Origin of the sequence: Actinoalloteichus hymeniacidonis (assembly GCF_014203365.1) — a bacterium.
In the GTDB taxonomy this organism is placed as follows: Bacteria; Actinomycetota; Actinomycetes; order Mycobacteriales; family Pseudonocardiaceae; genus Actinoalloteichus_A; species Actinoalloteichus_A hymeniacidonis.
In genome coordinates this window covers 4761340-4787902 of record NZ_JACHIS010000001.1, presented here as the reverse complement: position 1 = coordinate 4787902, position 26563 = coordinate 4761340, and the positions used below count along the sequence as shown (strand labels likewise).

Below are 26563 nucleotides of genomic sequence, written 5' to 3'. Positions count from 1 at the left end.
CCATGGTGGCGTACCCCGGTCGGTGTCGTTCAGCAGCCTGCTCGCCGTACGAGCCGGTGGCGGGCCGTCAACCCTCGAAGGGCAACGGCTCGGCGCCCAGATCGGACAGCATGCCGGTCATCTTTCGGGACTCCGCAGTCTGATGATTGAGCATGTTGGACGCCAGGTTGCTCACCTGGGGAATGGCAGCCCGCTCGGCCGCGTACGCGGCCATCTCGGTGCCGCCCTCGTGATGCCGCAGCATCAACTGCAGGAAGAAGATGTCGAGCTCGGTGCCGCGCAGCGAACGCAACCGCTCCAGCTCCTCCTGCGACGCCATACCCGGCATGGCCTCCTCGGGACTGGCCCCCGGCTCGGCGCCGCCGTGCCCATGACCGCCGCCCTCGCTCATCCAGGCCATGTACTCGCCAGGGGGATTCAGCGGCCGGTCCCACAGGTTCAACCAGCCCTGCATCCAACCGATCTGCGCTCGCTGGTTGGTGTCGATGTCGAAGGCGAGCGTGAGGATGTCGTCCTGCGTTCCATTGGCCCGGTAGAGCGTCGCCATCTGCGTCGCCTGCCGGTGGTGCACCGACATGTCCTGAGCGAAGCCGACGTCTACCGAGTCCGCCGGGGGTGCGGCCCGATTCGCCGCCCCGGGCAATCCGATGAGCATCCCGGCCGCCGCACCGAGTAGCAGCAGGGTGAGCACGGCTGCCGAGGCGACCAGGATGCGCACCCAGTTGGGCCCGCCGGAGGACGAGGCCCGTTCGGGTTCGACGTCATCGCTCTCGCGGTCGGCCCGGTCGTCGGCGACGGGCTCGGCCGCGTCTGCGGCCGAGCCACGGCGTGCGGAGGCGTCCTCGATCTCGCCATCGGTCACGGTGTAAGCCGGTCCCTAGTCGTTGGTCTCGGTGCCGTCGGCAGGCTCGGACCCGTCCTCGCCGTCCGCAGGAGCGTCCTCCGAACCCTCGGGGTTCTCGGCGTCCTCGCCACCCTCGGCGCCGTCACCGCCTTCGGTGTCCGCATCGCCCTCGCCGCCATCGGCGGGTGCATCGGGGTCGACCGGGGCGTTCGGGTCGATCTGGCTCATGTCCTGGTCGCCCTCGCCGGTGAAGCCACCGAAGTCCTCGGGATTGCCGTTCATCGGCATCGCGTCCGGACCGGGCTCGCTCGGGTCGAACGGCGGCGGGTTGTCGACGTCGAACGCCTGCGGGTTGGCTTCGCAGGTCGCGCCGACCTCGGGGTAGGTGTAGGCGTTGAGCTGCAAGGCCATGATGAACTGGTCGATGCGCTCGTCCGAGGCATCGTCCAGCTTGAGCTGGTGGCCCCAGGCCTGCAGCGAGATCGGGCTGTCCAACCCGGGGTACGGCGACATCACCATCGCGGCCTGGTTCCGGACCCGGTCCTCGAGCAGTCCGAGCTGCTCGCCCTCGACCTGGTCGGGGTTGTAGGCGATCCACACCGCGCCGTGTTCGAGCGAGTGGATCAGGTTCTCGGTGCGCACGGCCTCGTCGTAGATCTCGCCGTTGCAACCCGCCCACACACCGTCATGCGGACCGCCGAACGGCGGCGACGACTCGTAGGCGACGCGCGTCGGCGCGACGACGTGCTGCTGCGCCTCGAATTCCTCGATGACGATGCCCTCGATAGCGGTCGAGGGGTCCTGGTTCTCCGCCGTCGGAGTGAAGGCCCTGATGTCTTCCGTCGCGTCGTAGCGCACGTACACATAACCGAAGACACCTGCCGCGAAGACGACGACGGCGGCGACTGCTGCCACGGTGCCCCACGGACGTTGTTTCTCGGTCACCATTGCCGCTCGGGCGTTTCGCAGTGCCTTGGCACTCTTTCCGCTGGCCATCCCTGCCGGACCTCGTCTTCCGTACCGCGCACATCCCTGACGTTGCCGGGCGCCAGTGTAGGGATGTCTTGTTGGAAGAGACTCAGCTAGATGGACCAATGGCGGCGCCGAGGCCTGACAGGCTGCGATGAGCAGCAGGCGTCATGGCGCCCATCCCAGATGATGAGAAGCGGATAAGGGCTTGCTGAGCAGCGAAGACTCGACTCTAGAATCCATCAGGTGAACGCCGACGAGCTGACGGAGCTGGTTCGGGTCGCCGCGTTGCGCGTGGCATCCGACCGGGGGCTCGACGCCTCGGCGCTGCCGACGACGGTTCGGCTGCGACGCGGTTCGGCAACCGACGGCGATTACACGACCACCCTGGCGTTGCAGGCGGCCCGGCCGTTGGGCGTCGAGGCGCAGGCATTGGCGGACTGGCTTGCCGAGGCCCTTGCGAGGTGCCCCGGAATCCGATCGGCGACGGCTGCGGGCCCCGGCTTCGTCAATCTCGTCGTCGAGCCACCCACGGGTCGTGACCTGCTGCACGACATCGTGGCGGGGGGCGCCGAATACGGGGTGACCGGCGTCGAGCTCGATCTGGCGCCGCATACCGACAACGTCGGCGTCCTGGCCCCGAGTGGAGCACCGGTGGAGGCCGCCGAACTCAGCGAGCTGATCGGACGGGAGGCCGCCCGCTATCTGAAGCTCCGGGCGCGGCCGAGGTCCTCGGTGCGGCTCGATGTCGAACGATGGCGGCGGCGCACCGAGGACAATCCACTCTTTCGAGTGCAGTACGCCCATGCCCGGCTGTCCGCGCTGGCCCGGGGTGCCGTCGCACTCGATGTCACCCTGCCGCCCCGGCGGCCCGTCGAACCACCTCGGTCGCACCCGGCCGACGCAGGTCCGGCCCGCTGCGCGGCCACCGAGACGAAGGCCGCCGACGCCGAACCGGCACCCGCCACCCCGGCGGCCGGTGGCCGGGAGGACACCGAACTCACCCGTAGGCTGGGCGAGTTCACCTCGGCCGTGGCCGATGCCGTACCCGCGCGCCCCGACCGGGTGGCGCGGTACCTGGAAGACCTGGCCGACGCTGTCCGGGAGCCCGTCGACGTCGGGCGCCTGCTACCCGGCGGAGACCAGCAGGCGACCGAGGATCACGGCGCCTGCCTGCTGCTCTGTGTGGCGAGCCAGCAGGTACTGAACAACGGTCTTGCCCTATTGCGCCTGAGCGCTCCGGAACGGATGTGATGATGCGAGCGCACCCCGCTGGTCCCCGGCACGCCGACGTGCTGCTCCCCACCAACACGGCGGGCCCCCGCCCCGAGGGGGTGAAACAGCTCGACGAGCTACACCCGCTGGTGTGGCCGCGCAACGCGGCACGACAACCGGACGGTGCGGTCTCCTTCGCCGGGGTCGACGTGCGGGATCTCGTCGCGCGCCACGGCACGCCCCTGTTCGTGATGGACGAGGCGGACTTCCGCTCGCGCTGTGCCGAGTTCGCCTCGGCCTTCGGCGACCCCACTCTGGTGCACTACGCGTCCAAGGCGTTCCTCTCGACGGCGATCGCCCGATGGGTCGCCGAGGAGGGACTCAGCCTCGACGTGTGCAGCGGCGGCGAGCTGGCCGTCGCCCTGCGCGCCGATTTCCCGCCGGAGCGCATCGCCCTGCACGGGAACAACAAGTCGGTGCCCGAGCTGGAGGCGGCCGTGGCGGCCGAGGTCGGCGTCGTGGTGGTCGACTCCTTCCACGAGATCGCCCGCTTGCAGGAGATCGCGGACCGGCTCGGGCGGGTCCAACCCGTGATGGTGCGGGTCACCGTCGGCGTCGAGGCCCACACTCACGAGTTCATCGCCACCGCGCACGAGGATCAGAAATTCGGGTTCTCCGTGGCCGCAGGTCATGCCGCCGAAGCGGTCCGTCGCATCCTCAAGAGCGACACCCTTCGCCTGGTCGGCCTGCACAGCCATATCGGTTCGCAGATCTTCGACGTCGCGGGCTTCGAGATCGCGGCCCACCGGGTCGTCGGCCTGCTCACCGCCCTGGTCGAGGAGCACGGCGTCGCCGCGTTGGCCTCCGTGGAGACCATCGACCTCGGCGGGGGCCTCGGCATCGCCTACACCGTCGACGACGATCCGCCGCCCATCGCCGAGGTCGCGCGCCAGTTGCGCGAGATCGTTGCGCGGGAGTGCGAACAGGCAGGCCTGCCTGTTCCCCGGATCGCGGTGGAGCCCGGCCGGGCCATCGTCGGTCCGGGCACCGTGACGGTGTACGAGGTCGGAACCATCAAGGACGTCGAGCTGGGGCACGAGACCCGGCGGCGCTACGTCAGCGTCGACGGCGGGATGAGCGACAACATCCGCACCGCGCTCTACGACGCGGTCTACGACTGCAGACTGGTCTCCCGCAGCGCCGAGGCGTCGGCGACGCTCTGCCGGGTGGTCGGCAAGCACTGCGAGTCAGGTGACGTGGTCGTGCGCGACTGCTGGCTGCCCGACGACCTGGCCCCGGGCGACCTGATCGCGCTGGGTGCCACCGGCGCCTACTGCTATGTGATGGCCAACGGGTACAACCGGGTGTTGCGCCCGCCGGTGGTGGCGGTCCTCGACGGCGTCGATCGGGTGTTGCTTCGCCGGGAGACCGAGGCCGATCTGCTCCGGTTGGAGGTGTCCTGAGGTGTCCGAGGTGCGGAACACACCGATCACCGTGGCCATGCTGGGGTGTGGAACCGTGGGCGGCCAGGTCGCGCGGTTGCTGCATGAGCAGGCCGACGACCTGACCGCCAGGATCGGCAGACCCATTCGGCTGACCGGTATCGCCGTACGCAGGCCGCATCGACATCCCGAGATCGACCCCGAGCTGCTCACCACGGACGCCGAGGCGCTCGTGGACAGCGGAGTCGACCTGATCGTCGAGGTGATCGGCGGGATCGAACCGGCCCGCAGCCTGTTGCTGCGCGCGTTGAAGTCGGGCACGTCGGTGGTCACCGCCAACAAGGCGCTGCTCGCCGAGCATGGTCCCGAGCTGCACGCGGCCGCCGACTCCTCCGGCGCGGACCTCTACTTCGAGGCGGCGGTGGCGGGTGCGATCCCGCTGCTGCGTCCGTTGCGGGAGTCGCTGGCAGGTGACCGGATCTCGCGGGTGATGGGCATCGTCAACGGCACCACGAACTACGTGCTCTCCGCGATGGACGCCTCCGGTTCGGGCTACGCCGAGACACTCGACGAGGCGGGCAGGCTGGGTTACGCCGAGGCGGACCCCACCGCCGACGTCGACGGCTTCGACGCCGCCGCCAAGGCCGCGATCCTGGCGTCCTCGGCCTTCCACACCAGGGTGCGTGCCGAGGATGTGCACCGGGAGGGCATCAGCGGGTTGAGCGCGGCCGATGTGGCCGCCGCGCAGTTGCTCGGCCGTACCGTGAAGCTCCTGGCGATCTGCGAGCGAGTGGTGGACCAGTCGGGCGCCGAGTCGGTCTCGGTCCGGGTGCACCCGGCGATGATCCCGCGCGCACACCCGCTGGCCTCGGTCGGCGGCGCGTTCAACGCGGTGTTCGTCGAGGCGGAGGCGGCGGGCCAACTCATGTTCTATGGGCAGGGCGCGGGCGGCGCGCAGACCGCCAGCGCCGTGCTCGGCGACGTGGTGGCGGTGGCGCGCAATCGGGTCGCAGGCGGCTACGGGCCGAGGGAGTCGGCCTATGCGCGACTTCCGGTGCGCCCGATGGGAGAGACCCCGACGAGGTACCACGTCAGCCTGGACGTCGCGGACCGGACCGGTGTGCTCTCCCAGGTCGCCTTGGTCTTCGCCGAGCACGATGTGAGCATCGCCATCGTGCGGCAGGAGGGTCGCAGCGACGAGGCCAGCCTGGTGCTGGTCACCCACACCGCCAGCGATGCGGCGCTGCGGTCGACAGTGGACAAACTCGCGGGACTTCCCGCGGTGCGCGAGGTGGTCAGCGTCATGCGAGTAGAGGGTGAGGAAGCGTGAGCGGCAATGCGTCGGTGGTCGACTCAGCCGTCGACCGGGCACGTCCGGCGGGCGTCGGTGGCTCGGCACGGTCGAACTGGCCGGGGGTGATCGCCGCCTATCGGGATCGCATCGCCATTCCGACCGACGCGCGGATCGTCACCCTGCACGAGGGCGGCACCCCACTGCTGCCCGCGCCGTACCTGAGCGATCGTTCGGGCGCGGCGGTGTATCTCAAGGTCGAGGGCTCCAATCCGACCGGATCCTTCAAGGACCGGGGTATGACGGCGGCGATGACCCACGCGCTGGCCGAGGGCAGCAAGGCGGTGATCTGCGCCTCCACCGGCAACACCTCGGCCTCGGCGGCGGCGTACTCGGCCCGGGCGGGGATGACCTGCGCGGTCCTGGTCCCGAGCGGGAAGATCGCGCTGGGCAAGATGGCCCAGGCCGTCGCCTATGGCGCCCGCATCCTGCAGGTGGACGGCAATTTCGACGACTGCCTGGAACTCGCCCGCAAGACCTCGGCCGAACATCCGATCACCCTGGTCAACTCGGTGAATCCGGTGCGTATCGAAGGGCAGAAGACCGCGGCGTTCGAGGTGTGCGACGAACTCGGTCGCGCACCGGATCTGCATTTCCTCCCGGTCGGTAATGCGGGAAACATCACCGCCTATTGGCGGGGTTACGCGGAATACGCCGCCGACGGCGTCGTCGACTCGACACCCCGGATGTTCGGATTCCAGGCTGCGGGCGCAGCTCCGCTGGTGCATGGCAGGCCGGTGGCCGAACCCGAGACCATCGCCACCGCCATCCGGGTGGGCAGCCCGGCTTCCTGGGCGGGTGCGGTGGCCGCCAAGGACGCCTCGAACGGGCTTTTCGGCGCCGTGACCGACGAGGAGATCCTGGCGGCGTATCGGCTGCTCGCCCAGCGCGAGGGCGTGTTCGTGGAGCCTGCGTCGGCCGCGGGCGTCGCAGGCCTGCTCAAGAGTGTCGAGGAGGGTCGGGTGCCTCCGGGCTCGGTGGTGGTCTGCACCGTGACCGGCCATGGGCTGAAGGACCCGGACACCGCGCTGAGCACCTCGGTCCGGGTCGAGCCGTTGCCGGTCGACCCGGCGGCGGTGGCGAGGGCACTGGAGCTGGTGTGACGCGGTTGCGGATCACGGTGCCCGCCTCCACGGCCAACCTGGGCTCCGGGTTCGACGCCCTAGGGCTCGCCCTCGGTTGGCACGATGTGGTGACGGTGGAGACGGCTCCGGCCGGACTGCTGATCGAGATCGAGGGCGCCGGGGCCGGTGTGGTGCCCCTGGACGAGCGACATCTGCTGTTCCGGGCGGTGCAAGCGGCCGTATCGGACGCGGGCGAATCGATGCCGGGGCTGATCATCCGCTGCGCCAACACCATCCCGCACTCACGGGGCCTCGGCTCCTCGGCTGCGGCCGTGGTGGCGGGAATCGCGGCGGGATTCGCCCTGGTCGGACGGGCGTTGGACGAGCGAGCACTGGATCTTGCCGCACGCTTCGAAGGCCACGCCGACAATGCCGCCGCCAGCCTGCTCGGCGGCTTGGTGATCGCCTGGCGCGACGGCGCTGAGGGACCGTTCCGGGCATTGCGGCTCGAACCGCACGCCGCGCTGCGACCGGTGGTACTGGTGCCGGCTACCGAGTCCGCGACCGCCGTGACCAGGGGCTTGCTGCCGGAGCGGGTTCCGCTGGCCGACGCCTCCTTCGCGCTGGGCCGGTCCTCCCTCGCGGTGGCGGCGCTGACCGGCCATCCGGAGTTGCTGCTCGCCGCCACCGAGGACCGGCTGCATCAGCGGCATCGGGCGGCGGCCTGGCCGGACACGATGGCATTGGTGACGGCGCTGCGTGCGGCGGGCGTGCCCGCTGCGGTCTCCGGGGCGGGCCCAACGGTCTTCGCCCTGCCTGCGGACGGCGTATTGCCCGAGGACGTCGATCTCGCGGGCTTCTCGGCCTATTCGGTACCCGTCGACACCACAGGAGTACGAATATCGATCGAATAATGGGTGAAGGGGGCGGCATACTGGGGGCGAGCTCGTGGGCGTAGGCTTGCGCTCACTACGGGGGGACACACTGGCAGGTCCGTTGTTGCATGTGGTTGGTCAGCGGTCTACCCTCGGAGGAGATCAGTCACCGGGCGCAGGGGCGCCGGTGCAGTGCCCGAAGCGTCGGTATTCGGGCCGCATCTCTCACCTAACGCTGGTCTCTTCACTCTCCATATGAGGTCAACGCTGGTGAGTACCCGAACGCCCTGGTGGCAGAGGGAGCCCGCGAAAGCGGTCCCGTCGTCCTCGTGGATACGGGGTGTCAGCGTCAGGAATCGCCGGTAGCGAGCGAGCAGGGTGCGCGTAGGTACGGAACCTCCAGGACAGGTCGCTGTCAGGAATCTTCGCCTTCGCCCACACTGTCGCCCTGCATCCGCAGTGCGACAGGTCCGCTGGCCCGCGTAGAGAGGCGCGGACCGGTCAGGAAGGACATTTGTGAGCAACACCGAATTGTTGAGCGGCGAGGCGGCCACCGCCGGATCAGCCGCGGGCCAGACAGAGACGGGTGAGCCGAGTTCACGCCAGGACGCCGCAGGTCAGGGGGATGTCGTGACGCAGTCGAATGGCGCGCCTGCCCGTCGCCGAGGTGGTCTCTCCGGGATGGTGCTTGCCGAGCTTCGACAGCTCGCAGGCGAACTCGGGATTTCCGACACCACGGGAATGCGTAAGGGAGATCTGATCGCTGCCATCCGTGAGCGTCAGGGCGGTTCGTCCCGCCGAGGCGCTGCGGCTCAGCAGCAGGAGGCTCCGGCGCAGCTCGCCGTGGAGATCCCGGAGAAGGCGGCCGCCCCGAAGACCGAGGCTCCGCAGCAGCCGAGCAAGAGCGAGGACGCTGCCGCAGGCTCCGGCGGTTCTGGACAGGCCAGCGGTGATGGCGAGGAGGAGGGCGGCCGTCGCGGGCGCCGTCGTCGTTCCTCCAGCCGCTCAACGGGCAACTCCGAGCAGTCCGACGGCCGCGGTGAGCGCGCCTCGGGCGAGGAGCGTGCCGAGCGCAACGGCCGCGATGACCGCAACGCCGAGCGCGGCGACCGTCAGGAGCGCGGCGAGGGCCGCGGCCGTGGCGAGGGCCGGGAGCGCGGCGAAGGTCGTGACCGTGGCGAGCGTGGCGAGGGCCGTGACCGAGGTGAGCGCGGCGACCGTCAGGACCGCGGCGATCGTCAGGAACGGGGCGAGCCCAGGGATTCGCGGGACAACCGCAACGACGACGACGATGACGAGGCAGGCGGCGGCAGGCGCCGGGGCAGGCGTTTCCGGGACCGCAGGCGCGGCCGGACCCGCACCGACGGCGGCGGAAGCAGCGGCGGCGGCAGCGGCGCAGGCGAGCCGGAGGTTCGCGAGGACGACGTGCTGCTCCCGGTTGCGGGCATCCTGGACGTGCTGGAGAACTACGCGTTCGTCCGCACCTCGGGTTACCTCGCCGGTTCCAACGACGTCTACGTGTCGCTCTCGTTGGTTCGCAAGTACGGCCTGCGCCGTGGTGACGCCATCACCGGCGCCGTCCGGCAGCCGAGGGACAACGAGCAGCAGCGGCAGAAGTTCAACCCGATGGTCCGGGTGGACACGATCAACGGCCTGGAACCCGACGCGGTTCGCAACCGGCCCGAGTTCACCAAGATGACCCCGCTGTACCCGAATGAGCGGCTGCGTCTCGAAACCGAGCCGCACGTCCTGACTACTCGGGTCATCGACCTGGTGATGCCGGTCGGCAAGGGGCAGCGCGCCTTGATCGTCTCGCCGCCGAAGGCCGGTAAGACGATGGTCCTGCAGGCCATCGCCAACGCCATCACCACGAACAACCCCGAGTGCCACCTGATGGTCGTGCTTGTCGACGAGCGACCTGAAGAGGTCACCGACATGCAGCGTTCCGTCAAGGGCGAGGTCATCGCGGCGACCTTCGACCGGCCGCCTGCGGACCAGACCACGGTCGCCGAGCTGGCCATAGAGCGCGCCAAGCGACTGGTGGAGCTGGGCTTCGACGTCGTCGTGCTGCTCGACTCGATCACCCGCCTCGGCCGGGCCTACAACCTGGCGGCGCCCGCCTCTGGTCGGATCCTCTCCGGTGGTGTGGACTCCACGGCGCTGTACCCGCCGAAGCGGTTCCTCGGAGCGGCGCGCAACATCGAGAACGGTGGCTCGCTGACCATCTTCGCCACCGCGCTCATGGAGACGGGCTCGACCGGCGACACGGTGATCTTCGAGGAGTTCAAGGGCACCGGCAACGCCGAGCTCAAGCTCGACCGCAAGCTCGCCGACAAGCGGACCTTCCCCGCCGTGGCCGTGGACGCGTCGAGCACCCGTAAGGAAGAGCTGCTGCTCTCGCCGGACGAGCTGGCCGTGACGCACAAGCTGCGTCGCGTTCTGGCCGCACTGGACGACCAGCAGGCACTCGACCTGGTGCTCACGCAGCTGCGCAAGACGCGCACCAACATCGAGTTCCTGATGCAGGTGGCGAAGAACACGCCGGGCAACGGCGATCAGTGATCGTCGGCTAATGCCGAGTTGAGAGGGGTCCGGTCGATCGACCGGACCCCTCCTTCATTGATCAGCGGCAACCGACTCGGAAGGCGCCCCAGCAGCTGATTCCCACCAGGCCAAGGGCCAGCGCCACGGGTACCGGGAGTTCGATGCTGTCGATGAGCAGGGCCGGAACCAAGAGCAACGCGATGTATCCCCAACCTGCCCAGCGCAGCGCACGGATGCCGTGCCAGTTGACATCGACGCTGGTCACCATGGCGATCGCGGAGGCGGAGCCGAAGAGGATCGGGCCCGACAGGGATACCTCGGCCCCGACGATGCCGCAGATCGCCCCGGCGACTCCGGCCACCGTCGCCAGAAACAACGGTGGCAGCAGCAACCAGGACCGCACGGTCACCAGATCGGCCACGCGACACAACACCCGACCAGAATGCTCGGTGGGGCCGACAGTCATCCGCTCGGGTGGTCGAATTCTCGCCGGACGGTCGGCTTCACGCGGTGGGCGGCGGGCGTGCGCGCCTGCTCGGCGCCGGTGTGGAACAACGCGGGAACCGATGGCGTTGCAGGATCTGCCAGGGCATCTGGCAGACTGACCAGTCGAGTCCGGCTCCGGTTCACCCCTGGTCGACAAGGCTGCGTGCGCAGTGCCGCAGCGGGGACCCGGCGGCCACGATGAAGGGACAAGACGTGAAGAGCGGCATCCACCCCGAGTACACCGACACCCAGGTCAACTGTGGTTGTGGGTACAGCTTCACCACTCGTAGCAGCAGCAGCAACAAGTCGATCACCGTCGAGGTTTGCTCCAACTGCCACCCGTTCTACACGGGCAAGCAGAAGATCCTGGACACCGGCGGTCGAGTCGCACGATTCGAGGCGCGTTACGGAAAGCGCAACAAGTAGCCGCTCCTTCGGCGCCCGTACCCGCTTGAGTGATCAGCGGGGGCGGGCGCCGTTGTCGTGTTGTGCGCTCGTCACTCGTCACGAAGGGATCGGTGGATGGACACCTCGGCGCTGGAGGCTCTGACCTTCGAGTTCGGCGACCTGGAGGAACGGCTTGCCGATCCCGCCGTGCATTCCGACCAGGCGTTGTTGCGCAAACTGAGCAGACGCCACGCCGAGTTGGCCCCGGTGATCCGCACCGCCCGCGAGTTGGACCAGGTCGAGGCCGACCTGGCTGCGGCCCGTGAGCTGGCCGAGGAGGACCCCGGTTTCGCCGACGAGGTCGAGGAGCTGGCCGCGCGCATTCCGGTGCTGGGCGAGCGGCTCACCGAGTTGTTGCTGCCCCGCGACCCGCACGATGCCTCGGACATCGTCCTGGAGGTCAAGGCAGGGGAGGGCGGCGAGGAATCGGCGCTGTTCGCGGCGGATCTGCTGCGGATGTATCAGCGCTACGCCGAGCGGCAGGGTTGGCGTACCGAGGTCTTGGACGCGAACACCTCCGACCTCGGTGGCTACAAGGACGTCACCGTCGCGGTCAAGGGTCGGGGCAACGGCCCGGACGGCGTGTGGGCGCGGATGAAGTTCGAGGGCGGCGTGCACCGGGTTCAGCGGGTGCCCGTCACGGAGTCGCAGGGTCGGATCCACACCTCGGCGGCTGGTGTGCTGGTGTACCCGGAGGTCGAGGACGTCGAGATCGACATCGAGGACAAGGACCTGCGGATCGACGTCTTCCGGGCCTCCGGCCACGGCGGACAGAGTGTCAACACCACGGACTCCGCCGTGCGGATCACCCACCTTCCGACGGGCTTGGTCGCCTCGTGTCAGAACGAGCGCAGCCAGCTGCAGAACAAGGCAAGGGCGATGATGGTGCTTCGGGCCCGATTGCTCGCCTTGGCGGAGGAGGAGGCCGCTGCGGCGGCCTCGGCGGCCCGGCGAAGCCAGGTCCGGACGGTCGACCGGTCGGAGCGGGTGCGTACCTACAACTTCCCGGAGAACCGCATCTCCGATCACCGGGTGGGCTTCAAGGCCCACAACCTGGATCAGGTGTTGGCCGGTGAGTTGGACCCCGTGCTGGACGCGCTCGGCAACGCCGATCGGCGCGAGCGGATGGAGGCGGCGGGCCAGGCACGGTGACCGTCTCGGCCGCGCTGCGCAGCGCGCCCGCGCCCTTCCTCGAGACCGAGTGCGGCGATGGTGTCGACCTGCCCGGTGGGCGCTTGTGCTCGGTATCCGGCGTCGGCATGGCAAGCTGACCGGTTGTGAGCAAACAGCCGTTGCGGATGGTGTTGGTGGAGGCCGAGCGGATCCTGCGGGCGGCCGGGGTCGCGAGTCCGAGGACCGATGTGGAGCTGCTGGCCGCGCACGTCCTCGATGTGTCTCGGGGCAGGTTGGCCCTGGTCACGGTGGTCGAGCAGGACATGGTCTCCGAGCTCAACCGGCTCGTCCTGCAACGTGCCGAACGCACTCCGCTGCAACATCTGCTCGGCTGGTCGGCCATGGGCGCCATCACCGTGGGTGTCGGTCCCGGCGTGTTCATTCCCCGCCCGGAGACCGAGCTGCTGCTCGAATGGGGGATGAAGCTGCTCGTGGGCGTCGAAGCACCGGTCGTCGTGGATCTGTGCACCGGTTCCGGGGCATTGGCGCTGGGGATGGCCAATGCCCGGCCCGACGCCGTCGTGCACGCCGTGGAACGCGATCCGCGCGCGTTGGCCTGGGCTCGGAGGAACGCCGATGCGCGCGCGGCCGAGGGCGACACTCCGATCCGCCTGCACTCCGGGGACGTCACCGACCGGGCGACCTTGGCGGATCTGGACGGCACCGTCGACCTGGTGTTGTGCAATCCGCCGTATGTGCCGGTGGACACCGAGGTCGACCGGGAGGTCGCCGAGCACGATCCCTTCGACGCGGTGTTCGGCGGTGCGGATGGTCTCGACGTGATCCGTCCGGTGGTGTCCACCGCAGCCCGGCTGCTCCGGGCCGGTGGGGGAGTCGCGATCGAGCACGACGACACGCACGGCGAGTCGGTGCCTGCGTTGCTCGGTGCCCGCCGGGTGCTCACCGAGGTGACCGGCCATCTGGACCTCGCGGGGCGTCCGCGTTTCGCCACGGCGCGGCGTACCGGCACGCGCTGAGGCGCACCCCACACCGCCGGAGGTCGCGACGGACTCGGCGATCGAGGGGGAGACCTCCCGTCGGGTGTGCGGGCGGCCCCCTCTGCCGGGGCGCGGTCGCCGCAGTGCCAGGATCGTCGGGTGAGCATGAGCTACGACTGCAACAGCTCGGAGACCCGGCAGGCTGGATTGTCCGCTGCTGCCGACGCGGTGCGTGCGGGCCAGCTGGTGGTGCTGCCGACGGACACGCTGTACGGCATCGGCTGTGACGCCTTCGACGCGGATGCCGTGCGATCGCTGCTTGCCGCCAAGGGCCGCGGACCGGACATGCCCGTTCCCGTGTTGGTCGGCTCGTGGTCGACCATCGACGGACTGGTGCTGTCGGTGCCGCGTACGGCACGGACCCTGATCGAGGCCTTCTGGCCCGGCGGTCTGTCGTTGGTGCTTCCGCATGCCCCGTCTCTGGCGTGGGATCTCGGTCGCACCCGGGGCACGGTCATGCTGCGGATGCCGCTGCACCCGGTCGCGCTCGAACTGCTGCGCGAGGTCGGTCCGATGGCGGTATCCAGCGCTAATCGCTCCGGAAGGCCCCCGGCGACCACCGCCGATGCGGCTCGTGATCAACTCGGGGACGACGTTCGCGTCTATCTCGATGGCGGTGTGGCCGAGCAGGCGGTGGCCTCCACCATCGTCGACCTCACCGGCGGTACGCCGAGGGTGTTGCGCGAGGGAGCCGTGCCTGCGGCCGAGGTGTCGGAGGCGCTCGGCGTGGACGTCATCGTGGATTGATCTTGAACGGCCGGTTTTCCCAGGGCCGGCCGCTGTCGAGTAGGTTGTCCTGCATTCGCACGTCGTTGAGCCAGGGGCGAGGAGCAAGCACAGTGAGCACGCCGTTCTGGGGCCCGGACTTCGGTGCCCTCCAGTCCACAGACCCAGAGATCGCAGACGTCGTCCTGGGTGAGTTGAGCAGGCTGCGCGGCGGGCTCCAGCTCATCGCCAGCGAGAACCTGACCAGTCCCGCGGTGTTGGCCGCGGTCGGGTCGACCCTGTCGAACAAGTACGCCGAGGGATACCCGGGTCGCCGGTACTACGGCGGCTGCGCGGAGGTCGACAAGGCCGAGCTGATCGGTATCGAGCGTGCCAAGGCGCTGTTCGGCGCGGAGCACGTCAACATGCAGCCGCACTCCGGCGCGAGCGCGAACATCGCCGCCTACGCCGCGTTCGCCAAGCCCGGCGACACGATCCTGGCGATGGACCTCAAGCAGGGTGGCCACCTGACCCACGGGTCTCGGGTGAACTTCTCCGGCAAGTGGTTCAACGCGATCTCCTACAGCGTCCGCAAGGACACCGAGCTGATCGACTACGACCAGGTCCGCGATCTCGCGAGGGAGCACCGGCCAAAGATCATCATCGCTGGCGCGACCGCGTACGCACGTCTGATCGACTTCGCCGCCTTCCGGGAGATCGCCGATGAGGTCGGCGCCATCCTGATGGTCGACGCCGCGCACTTCATCGGGCTGGTCGCGGGTAAGGCGATCCCCTCGCCGGTGCCCTACGCCGACGTCGTCACCTTCAGCACACACAAGGTCCTGCGTGGCCCGCGCGGCGGCATGATCCTCAGCAAGGCGGAGCACGCCAAGGCCATCGACAAGGCCATCTTCCCGTTCAACCAGGGCGGCCCCCTGATGCACTCGGTCGCGGGCAAGGCGGTGGCGCTGAAGGAGGCGTCCACGCCGGAGTTCGAGACCTACGCGGCGCAGGTCGTCACCAACGCCGCCGCGCTGGCCGAGTCGCTGGAGGCCGAGGGCATGCGGGCCGTCTCGGGTGGCACCGACACCCACCTCGCGCTGATCGACCTCCGAGGGCTCGGAGTGACCGGTGCGCAGGCCGAGGAGCGGGCCGACCTGGCGAAGATCACCTTGAACAAGAACGCGATCCCATACGACCCCGAGAAGCCGATGACGGCCTCGGGCATCCGGGTCGGTTCGCCCTCGGTCACGACGCAGGGAATGATCGAGTCGGACATGGCTCGCATCGGTACCTTGATCGCCCGCGCGGTGCGTGCCGAGCCGGGCACCACGGCAGGCGACGCCGAGCTGGCCGAGGTCGCCTCGGCCGTCGAGACCCTCGTCGCCGCACACCCCGCCTACCCGCGCCCAGCCTGATCTGACAAGGAAGTTCCGTGGGCGTTCCGTCCGCTTTCGTCCCAGTGGGACTACCTGTTCGGGAATACCTGCTGGTCTGCCTGACGGCGGCTGCGGTGACGTTCCTGATCACCGGTGTGATCCGGTTGTTCGCCATCAAGGTCGGCGCGGTCGCCCATCCTCGGCAGCGAGACGTACACGTCAAGCCGATGCCGAGGATGGGTGGTATCGCCATCTTCATCGGGGTGCTCGCCGGGATGCTGCTGGCATTCCGGCTCCCGGTGCTGAGTCGGGCCTTCGAGTACTCCAACGACATCATCGCCGTGATCGTCGCGGGTGCGGTGATTGTGATGATCGGCGGTCTCGACGACCGTTTCGAGCTCGATTCGCTGACGAAACTCGCCGGTCAGGTCACGGCGGCCGGAATTCTCGTGCTCTACGGGGTCCAGTGGTTCTTCTTCTGGGTGCCGTGGGGCGGCGTCGACGGCGGCGTCGGTTCGCTGCTCTCGCTCAGCGACAATCAGGGCGGCGTCCTGACGGTCCTGCTCGCGGTGGCGATGATCAACGCGATGAACTTCGTCGACGGTCTCGACGGCTTGGCGGCGGGCATCGGTCTGATCTCCGCGCTGGCGATCTGGGCGTTCTCGATGACGCTGCTCGAAGACGTCGTCGCGTATCCGCCCGCCTTGATCGCCGCGACCCTCGCGGGCGGCTGTCTGGGCTTCCTGCCCTACAACTTCCAACCCGCGAAGCTCTTCATGGGCGACTCCGGTTCGATGTTGATCGGCTTGATGCTGGTCGCGGCGAGCACCACGGCCTCCGGTCGGATCGACTACTCGCGCTACGGCGGCTCCGACGCCCTGGCCCTGTTGTCACCGCTGGTCGTCGTGGCGGCGGTGCTCTTCCTGCCGATGCTGGACCTCATCATGGCCGTCATCCGGCGAACCCGACGTGGTCAGAGCCCGTTCAGCGCCGACAAGATGCACCTGCACCACCGGTTGTTGGAGATCGGTCATTCGCAACGTCGCGCGGTCCTGCTCATCTACTTGTGGGCCGGTGTGCTGGCCTTCGGCGCGGTGGCGCTCACGCTGTTCGAACCGGTCGTGGTCGGTTGGGGCATGGGTATCGCCCTGATCGTCGTGGTGGTCACCTCCGCCATTCCCCGGTTACGTGCCAAGCGTCGTAAGCAGGAGTCGGCAGGCTGAGTCCGCCGCTGCGAATGTTCACCGAGAGTTAGCCCGCCGTACGGCTTCGGCTCGGACGGGCCGACCGGCGTTCTCCCGGGCGCGCGGCCGGATCAGGCCAGAACCCGAAGTCGATCCCGATTCCCCCGATGGATCCACCGGACTGCTCCGATGGGTGGTGGTGAGCCCATCCGAGGGCCGGGTGGTCGGGCACCGAGGGCGTATTGGGCACAATGGGCGAATGACCCCACGAACGAGGAGCTGCTGGTGACCGCTGTCTCGCCCACGGACGCGCTGCGTTCTGCACTGCGGCAGGCGTCGGTGGCCGCCTTGATCCTGGCACTGCCCGCCATCGGAGCGGGGTGGCTGGGCGCTGGGATGCCCGGTGTGTGGGGCGCGGTCCTCGGCGTGGCCATCGCTGCGGGTTTCCTGCTGGTGACCCTGGTGGCGACGATCGCGACCGCGAAGGCCCCGCCCACCGCGATGGCCGCAGCGGTGCTCGGGTCGTGGTTGGCCAAGATGGTGGTGCTGTTCGCGGTGCTGTTCATCATCCGTGACCAGGACTTCTACTCGCGCATCGTTCTCTTCGCGGTGCTGGTGGTGACGGTCGTCGGGATCATGGTCGTGCAGACCAGGGCGTTGCTCACGGCGAAAACCCTCTATGTGGATCCGACTCCAAAGAGTGCTCAAACCGGCACGGAAAGTGATGAAACGGACGTGACGGCCGTCTCCCGATCGGGTGAGGCAACCCCCTGACCACGGCGGTTCCGGCACCCTGATGACCCTGGTGTTCGAGTGCCTTCCAGGGAATTGGTAGTGTTCGCCGCAGGATGAGATCGAACGGACATTCTCCCCAAAAGGGTGAGAGGACCTGTTCGGTCTGTCACCTACGTCCGTATCGCAGCAGCGATGTCCGGACCACGCAGGCCCATCAGGGACACGCTCGCAGTCGACACAACGTGCCTGTGCTCGAGCATGGCCACGGTGTGCCGCATCGTCTACGTCCGTTTCGGCCGGGCTGGATCGACAGCCGGCTCCGACCAGGGAGACCACACTGAACGCGCAAGTGTTGGCCGCCACGCTGGCCGCAGGCGGAGCGCCCGAGTTCCACGCGCCGGGCCTGGAGGAGTTCTACCCCGCTGCGGTCCTGTTCGAAGGCACCATCTTCGAGATCAACCGCATCATGCTGATCCGCCTGCTCGTGGTGCTGGCGCTGTCGGTGTTCTTCATCTTCGCGTTGCGTCGCACCAAGTTGGTGCCGCGCGGGATCCAGAATTTCGCTGAGTGGTGCCTGGACTTCGTCCGGCTGCAGATCGCTGAGGAGATTCTCGGCAAGGTTCAGGGTCGCCGGTTCCTGCCGGTGTTGATGATCCTGTTCTTCGGCATCTTCGGGATGAACATCACCGGAGTCATCCCGTTCCTCAACATCGGCGCCAGCAGCCTCATCGGCTTCCCGCTGGTGATGGCTCTCTTCGTCTGGGTCGTCTTCATCACCGCGGGTATCAAGGCCCAGGGCGGCGGGGCGTTCCTGAAGAACACCATCATGCCGCCGGGAGTTCCCGGCTGGATGGCACCGATCATCGTTCCGATCGAGTTCGCCTCGGCCTTCGTGGTCCGACCGTTCTCGCTCACGGTGCGACTTCTGGCGAACATGCTCGCCGGACACATCATCCTGGTGTTGTTCTTCTCAGCCACCCATTTTTTGTTCTTCGAGGCGGGCTCCGCCTTGTTCGCGCCTGCGGGCCTGCTCACCCTGACCATGGGTTTCGCGTTCACGCTGTTCGAGATCATGGTCGCCGTTCTGCAGGCCTACATCTTCACTCTGCTCGCCGCGGTCTACATCGATCTCTCGCAGCACGCCGAGCACTAAGAGCGGGCAGCGTCGCAAGCGGAGTCAGGAACGACCTCTCGACAGAACTGTCGAGGGGCCAAAGGAAAGGGAAGACAGGAAAGTGGACATCCTCGCGCAGTCGGTCGACATCCTCGCCCAGACGACCGAAGGTTCGGCAGGCATCACCGGTAACATCGCGACCATCGGCTACGGCCTCGCCACCCTGGGCCCGGCCCTGGGTATCGGCATCCTGGTCGGCAAGACCGTGGAGAGCATGGCTCGCCAGCCCGAGATCGCCGGCCAGCTTCGTACCACCATGATCCTCGGTATCGCCTTCGTCGAGCTCCTCGGCCTGCTCGGCCTGGTCGCGGGCATCCTCTTCGGCGGCCTCGGCTGAGCTGACCCTCGACGAGTTAGGTGACCAACGTGGCTATTGACGCAGTGCTGGCGGAGGAGGCGGGCCAGAACCCGCTTCTGCCTGCCTCGTACGACATCATCTGGTCCCTGGTCTGCTTCATCGCCATCGCGTTCCTCTTCTGGAAGTTCGTCATGCCGCGCTTCAGCGCGCTGCTCGACGAGCGCGCCGAGAAGATCGAGGGTGGCATCGCCAAGGCGGAGGCCGCGCAGGCCGAGGCCGCGCAGATGCTGGAGCAGTACAAGGCCCAGCTCGCCGACGCACGTTCGGAGGCGGCCCGGATCCGGGACGACGCTCGGGCCGAGGGCGAGCAGATCGTCGAGGACATGCGGCAGCGTGCTCAGGAGGAGTCCGCCCGCATCCTCGCGCAGGGTCAGGTTCAGCTCGACGCACAGCGGGCGCAGATCGTCACGGAGCTCCGGGGCGACCTGGGGCGCATCGCGGTCGACCTGGCCGGACGAGTGGTCGGCGAGTCCTTGGAGGACGAGGCCCGGCAGCGGGGGACCGTGGACCGGTTCCTCGACGAGCTGGACTCCGTGTCGGCTCCGGCCAAGTCGTGAACGAATGCCGTGAGCAGCGCACGGGACAGCCAGAGATGAGGACGGTGAGATTGCGGTGACCACACTCAACGCCGCGAGTCGAGACGCCTTCGCCGAAGCAGAGCGACGGCTGCTCGCCGAACTCGACGGCGCGACCGCGGAGACAGCGGCCGGGCTGGGCGAAGACCTGAGTGCGGTGGCGCGGCTACTCGGCCGCGAAAGCGGGTTGCGGCGGGCGATCGCGGATGCGTCCGCCGAAGCCGCCACCCGCGAGGGCCTCATCAGGGCGGTGCTCGGCGAGAAGGTCGGCGAGCGGGCGTTCGTGGTGCTGGCCGCAGTGGTCACCGCTCGCTGGTCCAGCCCGCGTGAGCTGGTCCACGGCATCGTGCTGCTCGGCCGGACCGCGTTGCTGATCGGTGCCGAGAAGGACACGCGGCTCGACGCGGTGGAGGACGAGCTGTTCCGGCTCGGTCGCATCGTGGCGAACCAGCCGGATCTCGAACGGCTGCTTGCCGATCCAGCGGGCAATGTCGGCGGTAAGACCACGCTGGTGCGTGGCCTGCTGTCCGACAAGGTCGAGCCGGTGACCCTGTCGCTGGTGGAGGACCTACTGCACCGCTGGCGCGGTGGCGACGTGGTCGCGGAGATCGACGAGCTCGCCGGCGCGGCTGCCGCCCGGCGAGAGCGTTCGGTTGCCTACGTCCGGACTGCGATTGCTCTCACCGAGGCACAGCAGACCAGGCTGATCGCGACGCTGAGCCGAATCTATGCACGTCAGGTGGCTTTGCACCTGGAGGTGGACCCAACGGTGCGCGGTGGACTGTTGATCCGAATCGGCGACGAGGTAATCGACGGCACCGCCACAGGGCGGCTGGCCGCGCTCGGTCGTCGGCTCGCGGGCTGACCACTACGCCTCGATCACGACACACCGCAAACCCGACAATGCGTGAGAACGAAGCGAGAGCAGGAACGACATGGCGGAGCTGACGATCTCGTCGGACGAGATCCGCAGTGCGATCGATAAGTACGTCTCCAGCTACTCCCCGGAGGTCAACCGGGAAGAGGTCGGCGTCGTCGTCGACACCGGCGATGGCATCGCCCATGTCGAGGGCCTGCCCTCGGCGATGACCAACGAGCTGCTGGAGTTCCCCGGTGGGGTGCTCGGTGTCGCGCTGAACCTGGAGGCCAGGGAGATCGGCGCGGTCATCCTCGGTGACTCCAACACCATCGAGGAAGGCCAGGAGGTCAAGCGGACCGGACAGGTGCTGTCCGTGCCCGTGGGCGACAACTTCCTCGGCCGGGTCATCGACCCGCTGGGTAAGCCCATCGACGGACTCGGCGAGATCGTCGCCGAGACCAACCGTCCGCTGGAACTCCAGGCGGCCTCGGTCGTGCAGCGGCAGCCGGTGGGCGAGCCGATGCAGACCGGCATCAAGACCATCGACGCGATCACGCCGATCGGTCGTGGGCAGCGACAGCTGATCATCGGCGACCGTAAGACCGGTAAGACCACGGTCTGCGTCGACACGATCATCAACCAGAAGGCCAACTGGGCCACCGGCGACCCGAAGCAGCAGGTTCGCTGCATCTACGTCGCGATCGGGCAGAAGGGCTCCACCATCGCGGGTGTCAAGACCGCGCTGGAGGAGGCAGGTGCGCTGGAGTACACCACCATCGTCGCCGCCCCCGCCTCGGACTCGCCCGGCTTCAAGTGGATCGCGCCGTACGTCGGTTCGGCCCTCGGCCAGCACTGGATGTACCAGGGCAAGCACGTCCTGATCGTGTTCGACGACCTGACCAAGCAGGCGGAGGCGTACCGCGCCATCTCGCTGTTGCTGCGTCGTCCGCCGGGCCGTGAGGCCTACCCCGGTGACGTCTTCTACTTGCATTCGCGGTTGCTGGAGCGCTGCGCGAAGCTCTCCGACGACCTGGGCGCGGGTTCGATGACGGGCTTGCCGATCATCGAGACCAAGGCGAACGACGTGTCGGCTTACATCCCGACCAACGTCATCTCCATCACCGACGGTCAGTGCTTCTTGGAGTCGGACCTCTTCAACGCCGGTCAGCGCCCCGCCATCAACCCGGGTACCTCGGTCTCCCGAGTCGGTGGCGCCGCCCAGACCAAGGCGATCCGTAAGGTCGTCGGCACCCTGCGGCTCGACCTCTCGCAGTACCGCGAGCTGGAGGCGTTCTCCGCCTTCGCCTCGGACCTCGACGCGGCCTCCAAGGCGCAGCTCGACCGTGGTGCGCGACTGATGGAGCTGCTTCGCCAGGACGCCTACTCTCCGGTCGGAGTGGCCGAGCAGGTTGCTTCGGTCTACGCCGGAACGAAGGGGCACCTCGACTCGGTGCCGCTGTCCGACATCCGCCGTTTCGAGTCCGAGATGCACGACTACCTGCGTCGCAAGCACGAGGGCATCCTCAACGAGATCGTCGAGACCAAGCAGCTCTCCTCGGACAACGAGGAGCGGCTCGTCGAGGCGATCACCTCGTTCAAGGAGCAGTTCACCGCCTCCGACGGTTCCTCGGTCGTGGTGAACGAGGCCGAGGCCGAGGCGATGGACGCGGAGAAGGTCGGCCAGGAATCGGTGAAGGTCCACCGGCCCGCCCCGGCGAAGAAGTGACGTGGTGACGGATGGCTGCCCAGATACGTGAACTGCGTCAGCGGATTCGCTCGACGCAGTCGATGAGGAAGATCACCAAGGCGCAGGAGCTGATCGCCACCTCGCGGATCAGCAAGGCCCAGGCGAGTGTCGAGGCGGCCCGTCCCTACGCCGACGAGATCACCAGCGTGATGTCCGCACTGGCGGGTGCCTCCACGCTCGACCACCCGATGCTGGTCGAGCGTAAGAACCCCCGTCGGGCGGGTGTCCTGGTGATCACCAGTGACCGGGGTCTGTGCGGTGGATACAACGCCAACGTGATCCGTGCCGCGGAGGAGCTGCAGACGCTGCTTCGCGAGCAGGGCAAGACGCCGGTGCTGTACGTGGTCGGTCGCAAGGGGTTGAAGTACTACGGGTTCCGTGGCCGGGAGGTCGTGGACTCGTGGACCGGCTTCTCCGAGCGGCCGAAGTACACCGACGCCGTGGCGGCGGGCAACGCGCTGGTCGAGTCCTTCTTGGCCGGAGCCGACGACGATGGCGACGAGGCGGGCGCGGACGGCGTGCTCGGCGTGGACGAGATGCACATCGTCTACACCGAGTTCCGTTCGATGCTCACCCAGCGGCCCGTGGCACACCGCCTCGCGCCGCTGGAGGTCGAATACGTGGAGGAGACGGACGCGTCGTCGACGACACCGCCGCCCTCCTACGAGTTCGAGCCCGACGCCGAGACCTTGATGGACGCGTTGCTGCCGAAGTACGTCAACACGCGGTTGTTCGCCGCGATGTTGGAGTCGGCGGCGTCGGAGTCGGCGGCCCGGCGGACGGCCATGAAGGCGGCGACGGACAACGCCAACGAACTGATCACGGTGCTGTCGACGCAGGCCAACCAGGCCCGACAGGCCCAGATCACCCAGGAGATCAGCGAGATCGTCGGTGGCGTTGACGCGCTCGCCGCATCAGGAAGTGATGAGTGAGATGACGGCTGCTACCGCTGTTGGCACCGGTCGCGTCGTCCGGGTGATCGGCCCGGTCGTCGACGTCGAGTTCCCCCGTGGCGAGGTGCCCGCCCTGTACAACTCCTTGAAGGTGGAGATCACCTTCGAGCAGATGAAGAAGACCGTGACCCTCGAGGTCGCCCAGCACCTCGGCGACAACCTGGTCCGCACGATCTCGATGCAACAGGCCGACGGTCTGGTTCGTGGCGCTCCGGTGCGCGACACCGGCGAGTCGATCTCGGTGCCGGTCGGCGACTCGGTCAAGGGCCACGTGTTCAACGTGCTCGGCGAGTGCCTCGACAAGCCGGGGCACGCCGATGACGCCGAGCGCTGGGGCATCCACCGCACGCCCCCGGCGTTCGACCAGCTCGAAGGTCGCACCGAGGCGCTCATCACCGGCGTCAAGGTCATCGACCTGCTCACCCCGTACGTCAAGGGTGGCAAGATCGGTCTGTTCGGCGGTGCCGGTGTCGGCAAGACGGTGCTCATCCAGGAGATGATCACCCGTATCGCCCGTAACTTCGGCGGTACCTCGGTGTTCGCCGGGGTCGGGGAGCGGACCCGTGAGGGCACCGACCTCTTCCTCGAGATGGACGAGATGGGCGTTCTGCCCGACACCGCGCTGGTGTTCGGTCAGATGGACGAGCCGCCCGGCACGCGTATGCGGGTCGCCCTGTCCGCGCTGACCATGGCGGAGTACTTCCGGGACGTCCAGAACCAGGACGTGCTGCTGTTCATCGACAACATCTTCCGGTTCACCCAGGCGGGTTCGGAGGTGTCCACCCTGCTGGGCCGGATGCCCTCCGCCGTGGGTTACCAGCCGACGCTGGCCGACGAGATGGGTGAACTGCAGGAGCGGATCACCTCGACGCGTGGTCGGTCGATCACCTCGATGCAGGCGATCTACGTTCCGGCGGACGACTACACCGACCCCGCCCCGGCGACGACCTTCGCCCACCTCGACGCGACGACCGAGCTGTCCCGGCCGATCTCGCAGAAGGGCATCTACCCGGCGGTCGACCCGTTGACCTCGTCGTCGACGATCCTCGACCCCACGGTGGTCGGTGACGAGCACTACCGGGTGGCCCAGGAGGTCAAGCGGATCCTGCAGAAGAACAAGGAACTGCAGGACATCATCGCGATCCTCGGTCTCGACGAGCTGTCCGAGGAGGACAAGCTCACGGTGAACCGGGCCCGTCGTATCGAGCGCTTCCTGTCCCAGAACTTCTTCGTCGCACAGAAGTTCACCGGCCAGGAGGGTTCCTTCGTCGAGGTCAAGGACACCATCGAGGCGTTCGACAAGATCTGCAAGGGCGAGTTCGACCACGTCCCCGAGCAGGCCTTCCTCTCCATCGGTGGCTTGGAGGACCTGGAGCGCAGGCACCAGGAGCTGACCAAGTAAGCCGAGCGACACGTGAAACGGGCCGGACTCCCAGCGGGGGTCCGGCCCGTTCTCGTCGTACTACTCGCCTTGGCTAGTTCGGTCGGTCCGCCAGATCGACCACGGTGACGTCACCTTCGGTGTCGGTGACCTCTACCTGGCCGGCGGAGGCGGGCAGCAATGCCGCACCCCACTCGGTGGTCACGTCCTGCCACTCTGATTCGGGGCTGTCGCGGTACCTGAGGTCGGACAAGTAGTCGAACACCACCCAGCCCTGTTCGTCCGGGAGCCGAACCGAGACGGGTAGGGCGGATTCTCTCGGCGTCGGACCGGCGTGGACGATCTCCTCGACGACGTCTTGGTCGTAGACGACCGCGTAGAGGTGTGCGCGCTCGGGAGTGTGTAGCTGTTCCGCGATCAGAGCGCGCCGTCCGTCGGACAGGCGGACGTTCATAGTGAAGAGGGAGGCCGGGCGCATCTGATAGTCGTCGATGCTGAGCCCGGCCTCGGTCATCTCCCGATCGAAGGTGAGTAGCTGGTCGTGTCCGTTCTCCGCCAGCGCGTCGCCCTCGGCATCGATATCGAGCGCGAGATTCTGATCGCCGGATTCAGGGGCCCATCCCTGCCGCAGCCGGACGTCGAGGGCAGGTTCGTCCGATCCCTCGTGGTAGGGCGTTCCCGAACCGACGCCGATCCACGGTTGGATGACTGAAGCGAGCGGAACCTCGGCACCGTTGTCGCCTAGTGTCCGTAGGAGGACGTCGGCGGGCTCAAGTTCTGATGAAAGCTGGTGGAGCGCCAGGCCGTTCGAGAGCGAGAACTCCATCCACGCGCGGGGATCGGGCCTTCCGGAGTGATCGTCGATCACAATCTCGGTCGAGATATCGAGTGCTGTCGTTGGTGACACCACCAGCAGCGTCCGCCGATCGGGGCCCAGGAGGTAGGCCAGAGGGTCACCGAACTCGGTCCGCGTCATCAACAACTCAAGGCTGCCCTCGCTCGGAGTGGCCAGCACGCCCGAGACCACCTCGGGGCCGCCACTCCACTCGACTTCCTGCGCGACGACCGCGACCGGGCCTGCCTCGGTTTCCGCCGCCACGACGACGTGTGGCTCACCCTGGTTGATCGGTGTCTCGTCCCTGGGATACCGGCCGGGGGCTTCCTGCTGCCACGTCTCGATCGCGAGGTCCAGAAAAGCCTGATCGTCGGCGAGATCGCCACGGGTCGGATCCTGGAGCCATTGTTGGGTCGAACTCGACGGGCCTGCCTGCGCTACGTCGAGGCCGTTGGTCTCCCGCAGCAGGGCCGGCAGTGCCAAGCCTGTCGCGGACAGGGCCACGATCGTCGTTGCCACCGCCAGTATCCGACCGGTCCTCCTGCGGCGACGGGCACCTGCCACCACGCGGTTCGCGAAGGTCGGGCTCGGCGCGATGTCGGCGGTGGTCTCGTCGAGAGCGTCTCGCACCGAGTCGTGCTCGTTCATGCCGGTGCTCCTTCCTGCTGATGGTCTGTGGGTTGGGAGAGGCTCTGCCGCAATATCGCCAGACCGCGCGCCGCCTGGCTCTTGACCGTGCCTGGTCGGCAGCCCAGGGCGCGCGCGATGTCGGCCTCGCTCATGTCGTCGAAGTACCGCAGGACGATGACGGCTCGTGCCCTCGGCGGCAGTGTGCGAAGGGCCCGCAGGATCGCGTCGCGTTCGGTGACGGTCTCCTCCGGTCCGGCCTCCGCCGAGCGGACGTCGTACTCCCATGACGTTTCCCTGGCCCGCCGGGACAGCCGTCGCCAACGGTTGGCGGCGGCATTGGCTAGCGCGGCCCTGGCATAGGAGCTCGGCGATTCCGTGATGCGTCGCCACCGGCCGAACATGCGCTCCAGCACGTCTTGGAGGAGATCCTCGGCCGCTCCTTGATCGCCGCCGCAGAGCAGGTAGGCCGTGCGTAACAGCTCGCCCGATCTATGTATGACGAAGTCCTCGAACTCCGCCTCGCTTCGTCTCACCCATCACTCCCTCGGTTGGGTCGTCAGCGATAGAGACACCAGGCGGCGGGATCGGGTTCGAAGCTGCGGGCGCAATTGTGTGCAGGTGTGTGCGGGCCCGGGGATCA

At 68.1% G+C, this 26563-nt stretch carries 25 protein-coding genes; 20 read left to right on the top strand and 5 right to left on the bottom strand.

What is annotated here, in order from left to right; genetic code table 11:
• Nucleotides 1-67 precede the first annotated feature (67 nt).
• Complete coding sequence (locus BKA25_RS19995) at nt 68-862, bottom strand: DUF305 domain-containing protein (protein ID WP_236750532.1); 795 nt, start codon at nt 860-862, stop codon at nt 68-70.
• Between the two features lie 15 nt (nt 863-877).
• Nucleotides 878-1840, bottom strand: a complete 963-nt coding sequence (locus BKA25_RS19990; protein ID WP_084642672.1) for a DUF3105 domain-containing protein — start codon at nt 1838-1840, stop codon at nt 878-880.
• Between the two features lie 219 nt (nt 1841-2059).
• On the opposite strand from BKA25_RS19990, the gene BKA25_RS19985 reads away from it, so the two are divergent.
• The 6 genes from BKA25_RS19985 (at nt 2060) to rho (ending at nt 10322) form a co-directional block, all read left to right on the top strand.
• The gene (locus BKA25_RS19985; RefSeq protein WP_069847575.1) at nt 2060-3067 is read left to right on the top strand and encodes a DALR anticodon-binding domain-containing protein; all 1008 of its coding nucleotides are present in this window, start codon (nt 2060-2062) and stop codon (nt 3065-3067) included.
• A 2-nt stretch (nt 3068-3069) separates the two neighbouring features.
• Complete coding sequence (gene lysA / locus BKA25_RS19980) at nt 3070-4491, top strand: diaminopimelate decarboxylase (RefSeq protein WP_069853373.1); 1422 nt, start codon at nt 3070-3072, stop codon at nt 4489-4491.
• A 1-nt stretch (nt 4492) separates the two neighbouring features.
• Nucleotides 4493-5800, top strand: coding sequence for a homoserine dehydrogenase (locus BKA25_RS19975; RefSeq protein WP_069847577.1), 1308 nt, complete (start codon nt 4493-4495; stop codon nt 5798-5800).
• Between the two features lie 86 nt (nt 5801-5886).
• Nucleotides 5887-6924, top strand: a complete 1038-nt coding sequence (gene thrC, locus BKA25_RS19970; protein ID WP_069853374.1) for a threonine synthase — start codon at nt 5887-5889, stop codon at nt 6922-6924.
• Nucleotides 6921-7799, top strand: coding sequence for a homoserine kinase (gene thrB, locus BKA25_RS19965; RefSeq protein ID WP_069847579.1), 879 nt, complete (start codon nt 6921-6923; stop codon nt 7797-7799). The genes thrC and thrB overlap by 4 nt, the downstream gene beginning before the upstream one ends.
• A 477-nt stretch (nt 7800-8276) precedes the next feature.
• Nucleotides 8277-10322, top strand: coding sequence for a transcription termination factor Rho (gene rho, locus BKA25_RS19960; RefSeq protein WP_084642674.1), 2046 nt, complete (start codon nt 8277-8279; stop codon nt 10320-10322).
• 61 nt (nt 10323-10383) lie between these two features.
• Here the strand turns inward: rho and BKA25_RS19955 are convergent, their stop codons facing one another.
• Nucleotides 10384-10737, bottom strand: coding sequence for a hypothetical protein (locus BKA25_RS19955; RefSeq protein WP_157420986.1), 354 nt, complete (start codon nt 10735-10737; stop codon nt 10384-10386).
• A gap of 266 nt (nt 10738-11003) precedes the next feature.
• On the opposite strand from BKA25_RS19955, the gene rpmE reads away from it, so the two are divergent.
• From rpmE to atpD, 14 genes are all read left to right on the top strand, one after another.
• Nucleotides 11004-11216 (top strand): 50S ribosomal protein L31, encoded by a 213-nt coding sequence (rpmE, locus tag BKA25_RS19950; RefSeq protein ID WP_069853376.1) that lies wholly within the window; start codon nt 11004-11006, stop codon nt 11214-11216.
• Nucleotides 11217-11312: 96 nt separating this feature from the next.
• A complete protein-coding gene (gene prfA / locus BKA25_RS19945) occupies nt 11313-12389 on the top strand; it encodes a peptide chain release factor 1 (RefSeq protein ID WP_069847582.1) in 1077 nt (358 codons plus the stop codon).
• Between the two features lie 125 nt (nt 12390-12514).
• The gene (prmC, locus tag BKA25_RS19940) at nt 12515-13387 is read left to right on the top strand and encodes a peptide chain release factor N(5)-glutamine methyltransferase (protein ID WP_069847584.1); all 873 of its coding nucleotides are present in this window, start codon (nt 12515-12517) and stop codon (nt 13385-13387) included.
• A gap of 120 nt (nt 13388-13507) precedes the next feature.
• Nucleotides 13508-14155, top strand: a complete 648-nt coding sequence (locus BKA25_RS19935; protein ID WP_069847586.1) for an L-threonylcarbamoyladenylate synthase — start codon at nt 13508-13510, stop codon at nt 14153-14155.
• Between the two features lie 92 nt (nt 14156-14247).
• On the top strand, nt 14248-15531 hold the full coding sequence (gene glyA, locus BKA25_RS19930) for a serine hydroxymethyltransferase (RefSeq protein WP_084642676.1): 1284 nt from the start codon (nt 14248-14250) through the stop codon (nt 15529-15531).
• Nucleotides 15532-15548: 17 nt separating this feature from the next.
• Nucleotides 15549-16715 carry a glycosyltransferase family 4 protein gene (locus BKA25_RS19925; RefSeq protein WP_069847590.1) on the top strand — a complete coding sequence of 389 codons (1167 nt, stop codon included), beginning with the start codon at nt 15549-15551 and terminating at the stop codon, nt 16713-16715.
• A gap of 246 nt (nt 16716-16961) precedes the next feature.
• Entirely contained in the window at nt 16962-17450 is a 489-nt protein-coding gene (locus tag BKA25_RS19920; RefSeq protein ID WP_157420987.1) for a Cg1360 family ATP-synthase-associated protein, read from the top strand.
• Between the two features lie 310 nt (nt 17451-17760).
• Nucleotides 17761-18564 carry a F0F1 ATP synthase subunit A gene (gene atpB / locus BKA25_RS19915; protein WP_084642678.1) on the top strand — a complete coding sequence of 268 codons (804 nt, stop codon included), beginning with the start codon at nt 17761-17763 and terminating at the stop codon, nt 18562-18564.
• Nucleotides 18565-18646: 82 nt separating this feature from the next.
• Nucleotides 18647-18922 carry an ATP synthase F0 subunit C gene (gene atpE / locus BKA25_RS27395; protein ID WP_084642679.1) on the top strand — a complete coding sequence of 92 codons (276 nt, stop codon included), beginning with the start codon at nt 18647-18649 and terminating at the stop codon, nt 18920-18922.
• Nucleotides 18923-18951: 29 nt separating this feature from the next.
• Entirely contained in the window at nt 18952-19500 is a 549-nt protein-coding gene (locus BKA25_RS19905) for a F0F1 ATP synthase subunit B (RefSeq protein WP_236750535.1), read from the top strand.
• Between the two features lie 55 nt (nt 19501-19555).
• Nucleotides 19556-20383, top strand: coding sequence for a F0F1 ATP synthase subunit delta (locus BKA25_RS19900; RefSeq protein ID WP_069847596.1), 828 nt, complete (start codon nt 19556-19558; stop codon nt 20381-20383).
• A gap of 70 nt (nt 20384-20453) precedes the next feature.
• Nucleotides 20454-22103, top strand: coding sequence for a F0F1 ATP synthase subunit alpha (gene atpA, locus BKA25_RS19895; RefSeq protein ID WP_069847598.1), 1650 nt, complete (start codon nt 20454-20456; stop codon nt 22101-22103).
• Nucleotides 22104-22114: 11 nt separating this feature from the next.
• Nucleotides 22115-23056, top strand: coding sequence for a F0F1 ATP synthase subunit gamma (locus BKA25_RS19890; protein ID WP_069847600.1), 942 nt, complete (start codon nt 22115-22117; stop codon nt 23054-23056).
• A 1-nt stretch (nt 23057) separates the two neighbouring features.
• Nucleotides 23058-24479, top strand: a complete 1422-nt coding sequence (atpD, locus tag BKA25_RS19885) for a F0F1 ATP synthase subunit beta (RefSeq protein WP_069847602.1) — start codon at nt 23058-23060, stop codon at nt 24477-24479.
• Nucleotides 24480-24552: 73 nt separating this feature from the next.
• Here the strand turns inward: atpD and BKA25_RS19880 are convergent, their stop codons facing one another.
• The gene (locus tag BKA25_RS19880; RefSeq protein ID WP_069847603.1) at nt 24553-25941 is read right to left on the bottom strand and encodes a hypothetical protein; all 1389 of its coding nucleotides are present in this window, start codon (nt 25939-25941) and stop codon (nt 24553-24555) included.
• Nucleotides 25938-26456 (bottom strand): SigE family RNA polymerase sigma factor, encoded by a 519-nt coding sequence (locus tag BKA25_RS19875; protein WP_069847605.1) that lies wholly within the window; start codon nt 26454-26456, stop codon nt 25938-25940. The genes BKA25_RS19880 and BKA25_RS19875 overlap by 4 nt, the downstream gene beginning before the upstream one ends.
• Nucleotides 26457-26563 lie beyond the last annotated feature (107 nt).

Excerpts from the sequence above, each read along its gene's own strand:
- BKA25_RS19990 (WP_084642672.1), bottom strand. The coding sequence starts at position 1,840 with ATGGCCAGCGGAAAGAGTGCCAAGGCACTGCGAAACGCCCGAGCGGCA.
- lysA (WP_069853373.1), top strand. The coding sequence starts at position 3,070 with ATGCGAGCGCACCCCGCTGGTCCCCGGCACGCCGACGTGCTGCTCCCC.
- prfA (WP_069847582.1), top strand. The coding sequence starts at position 11,313 with ATGGACACCTCGGCGCTGGAGGCTCTGACCTTCGAGTTCGGCGACCTG.
- atpA (WP_069847598.1), top strand. The coding sequence starts at position 20,454 with ATGGCGGAGCTGACGATCTCGTCGGACGAGATCCGCAGTGCGATCGAT.
- BKA25_RS19890 (WP_069847600.1), top strand. The coding sequence starts at position 22,115 with ATGGCTGCCCAGATACGTGAACTGCGTCAGCGGATTCGCTCGACGCAG.
- atpD (WP_069847602.1), top strand. The coding sequence starts at position 23,058 with ATGACGGCTGCTACCGCTGTTGGCACCGGTCGCGTCGTCCGGGTGATC.
- BKA25_RS19880 (WP_069847603.1), bottom strand. The coding sequence starts at position 25,941 with ATGAACGAGCACGACTCGGTGCGAGACGCTCTCGACGAGACCACCGCC.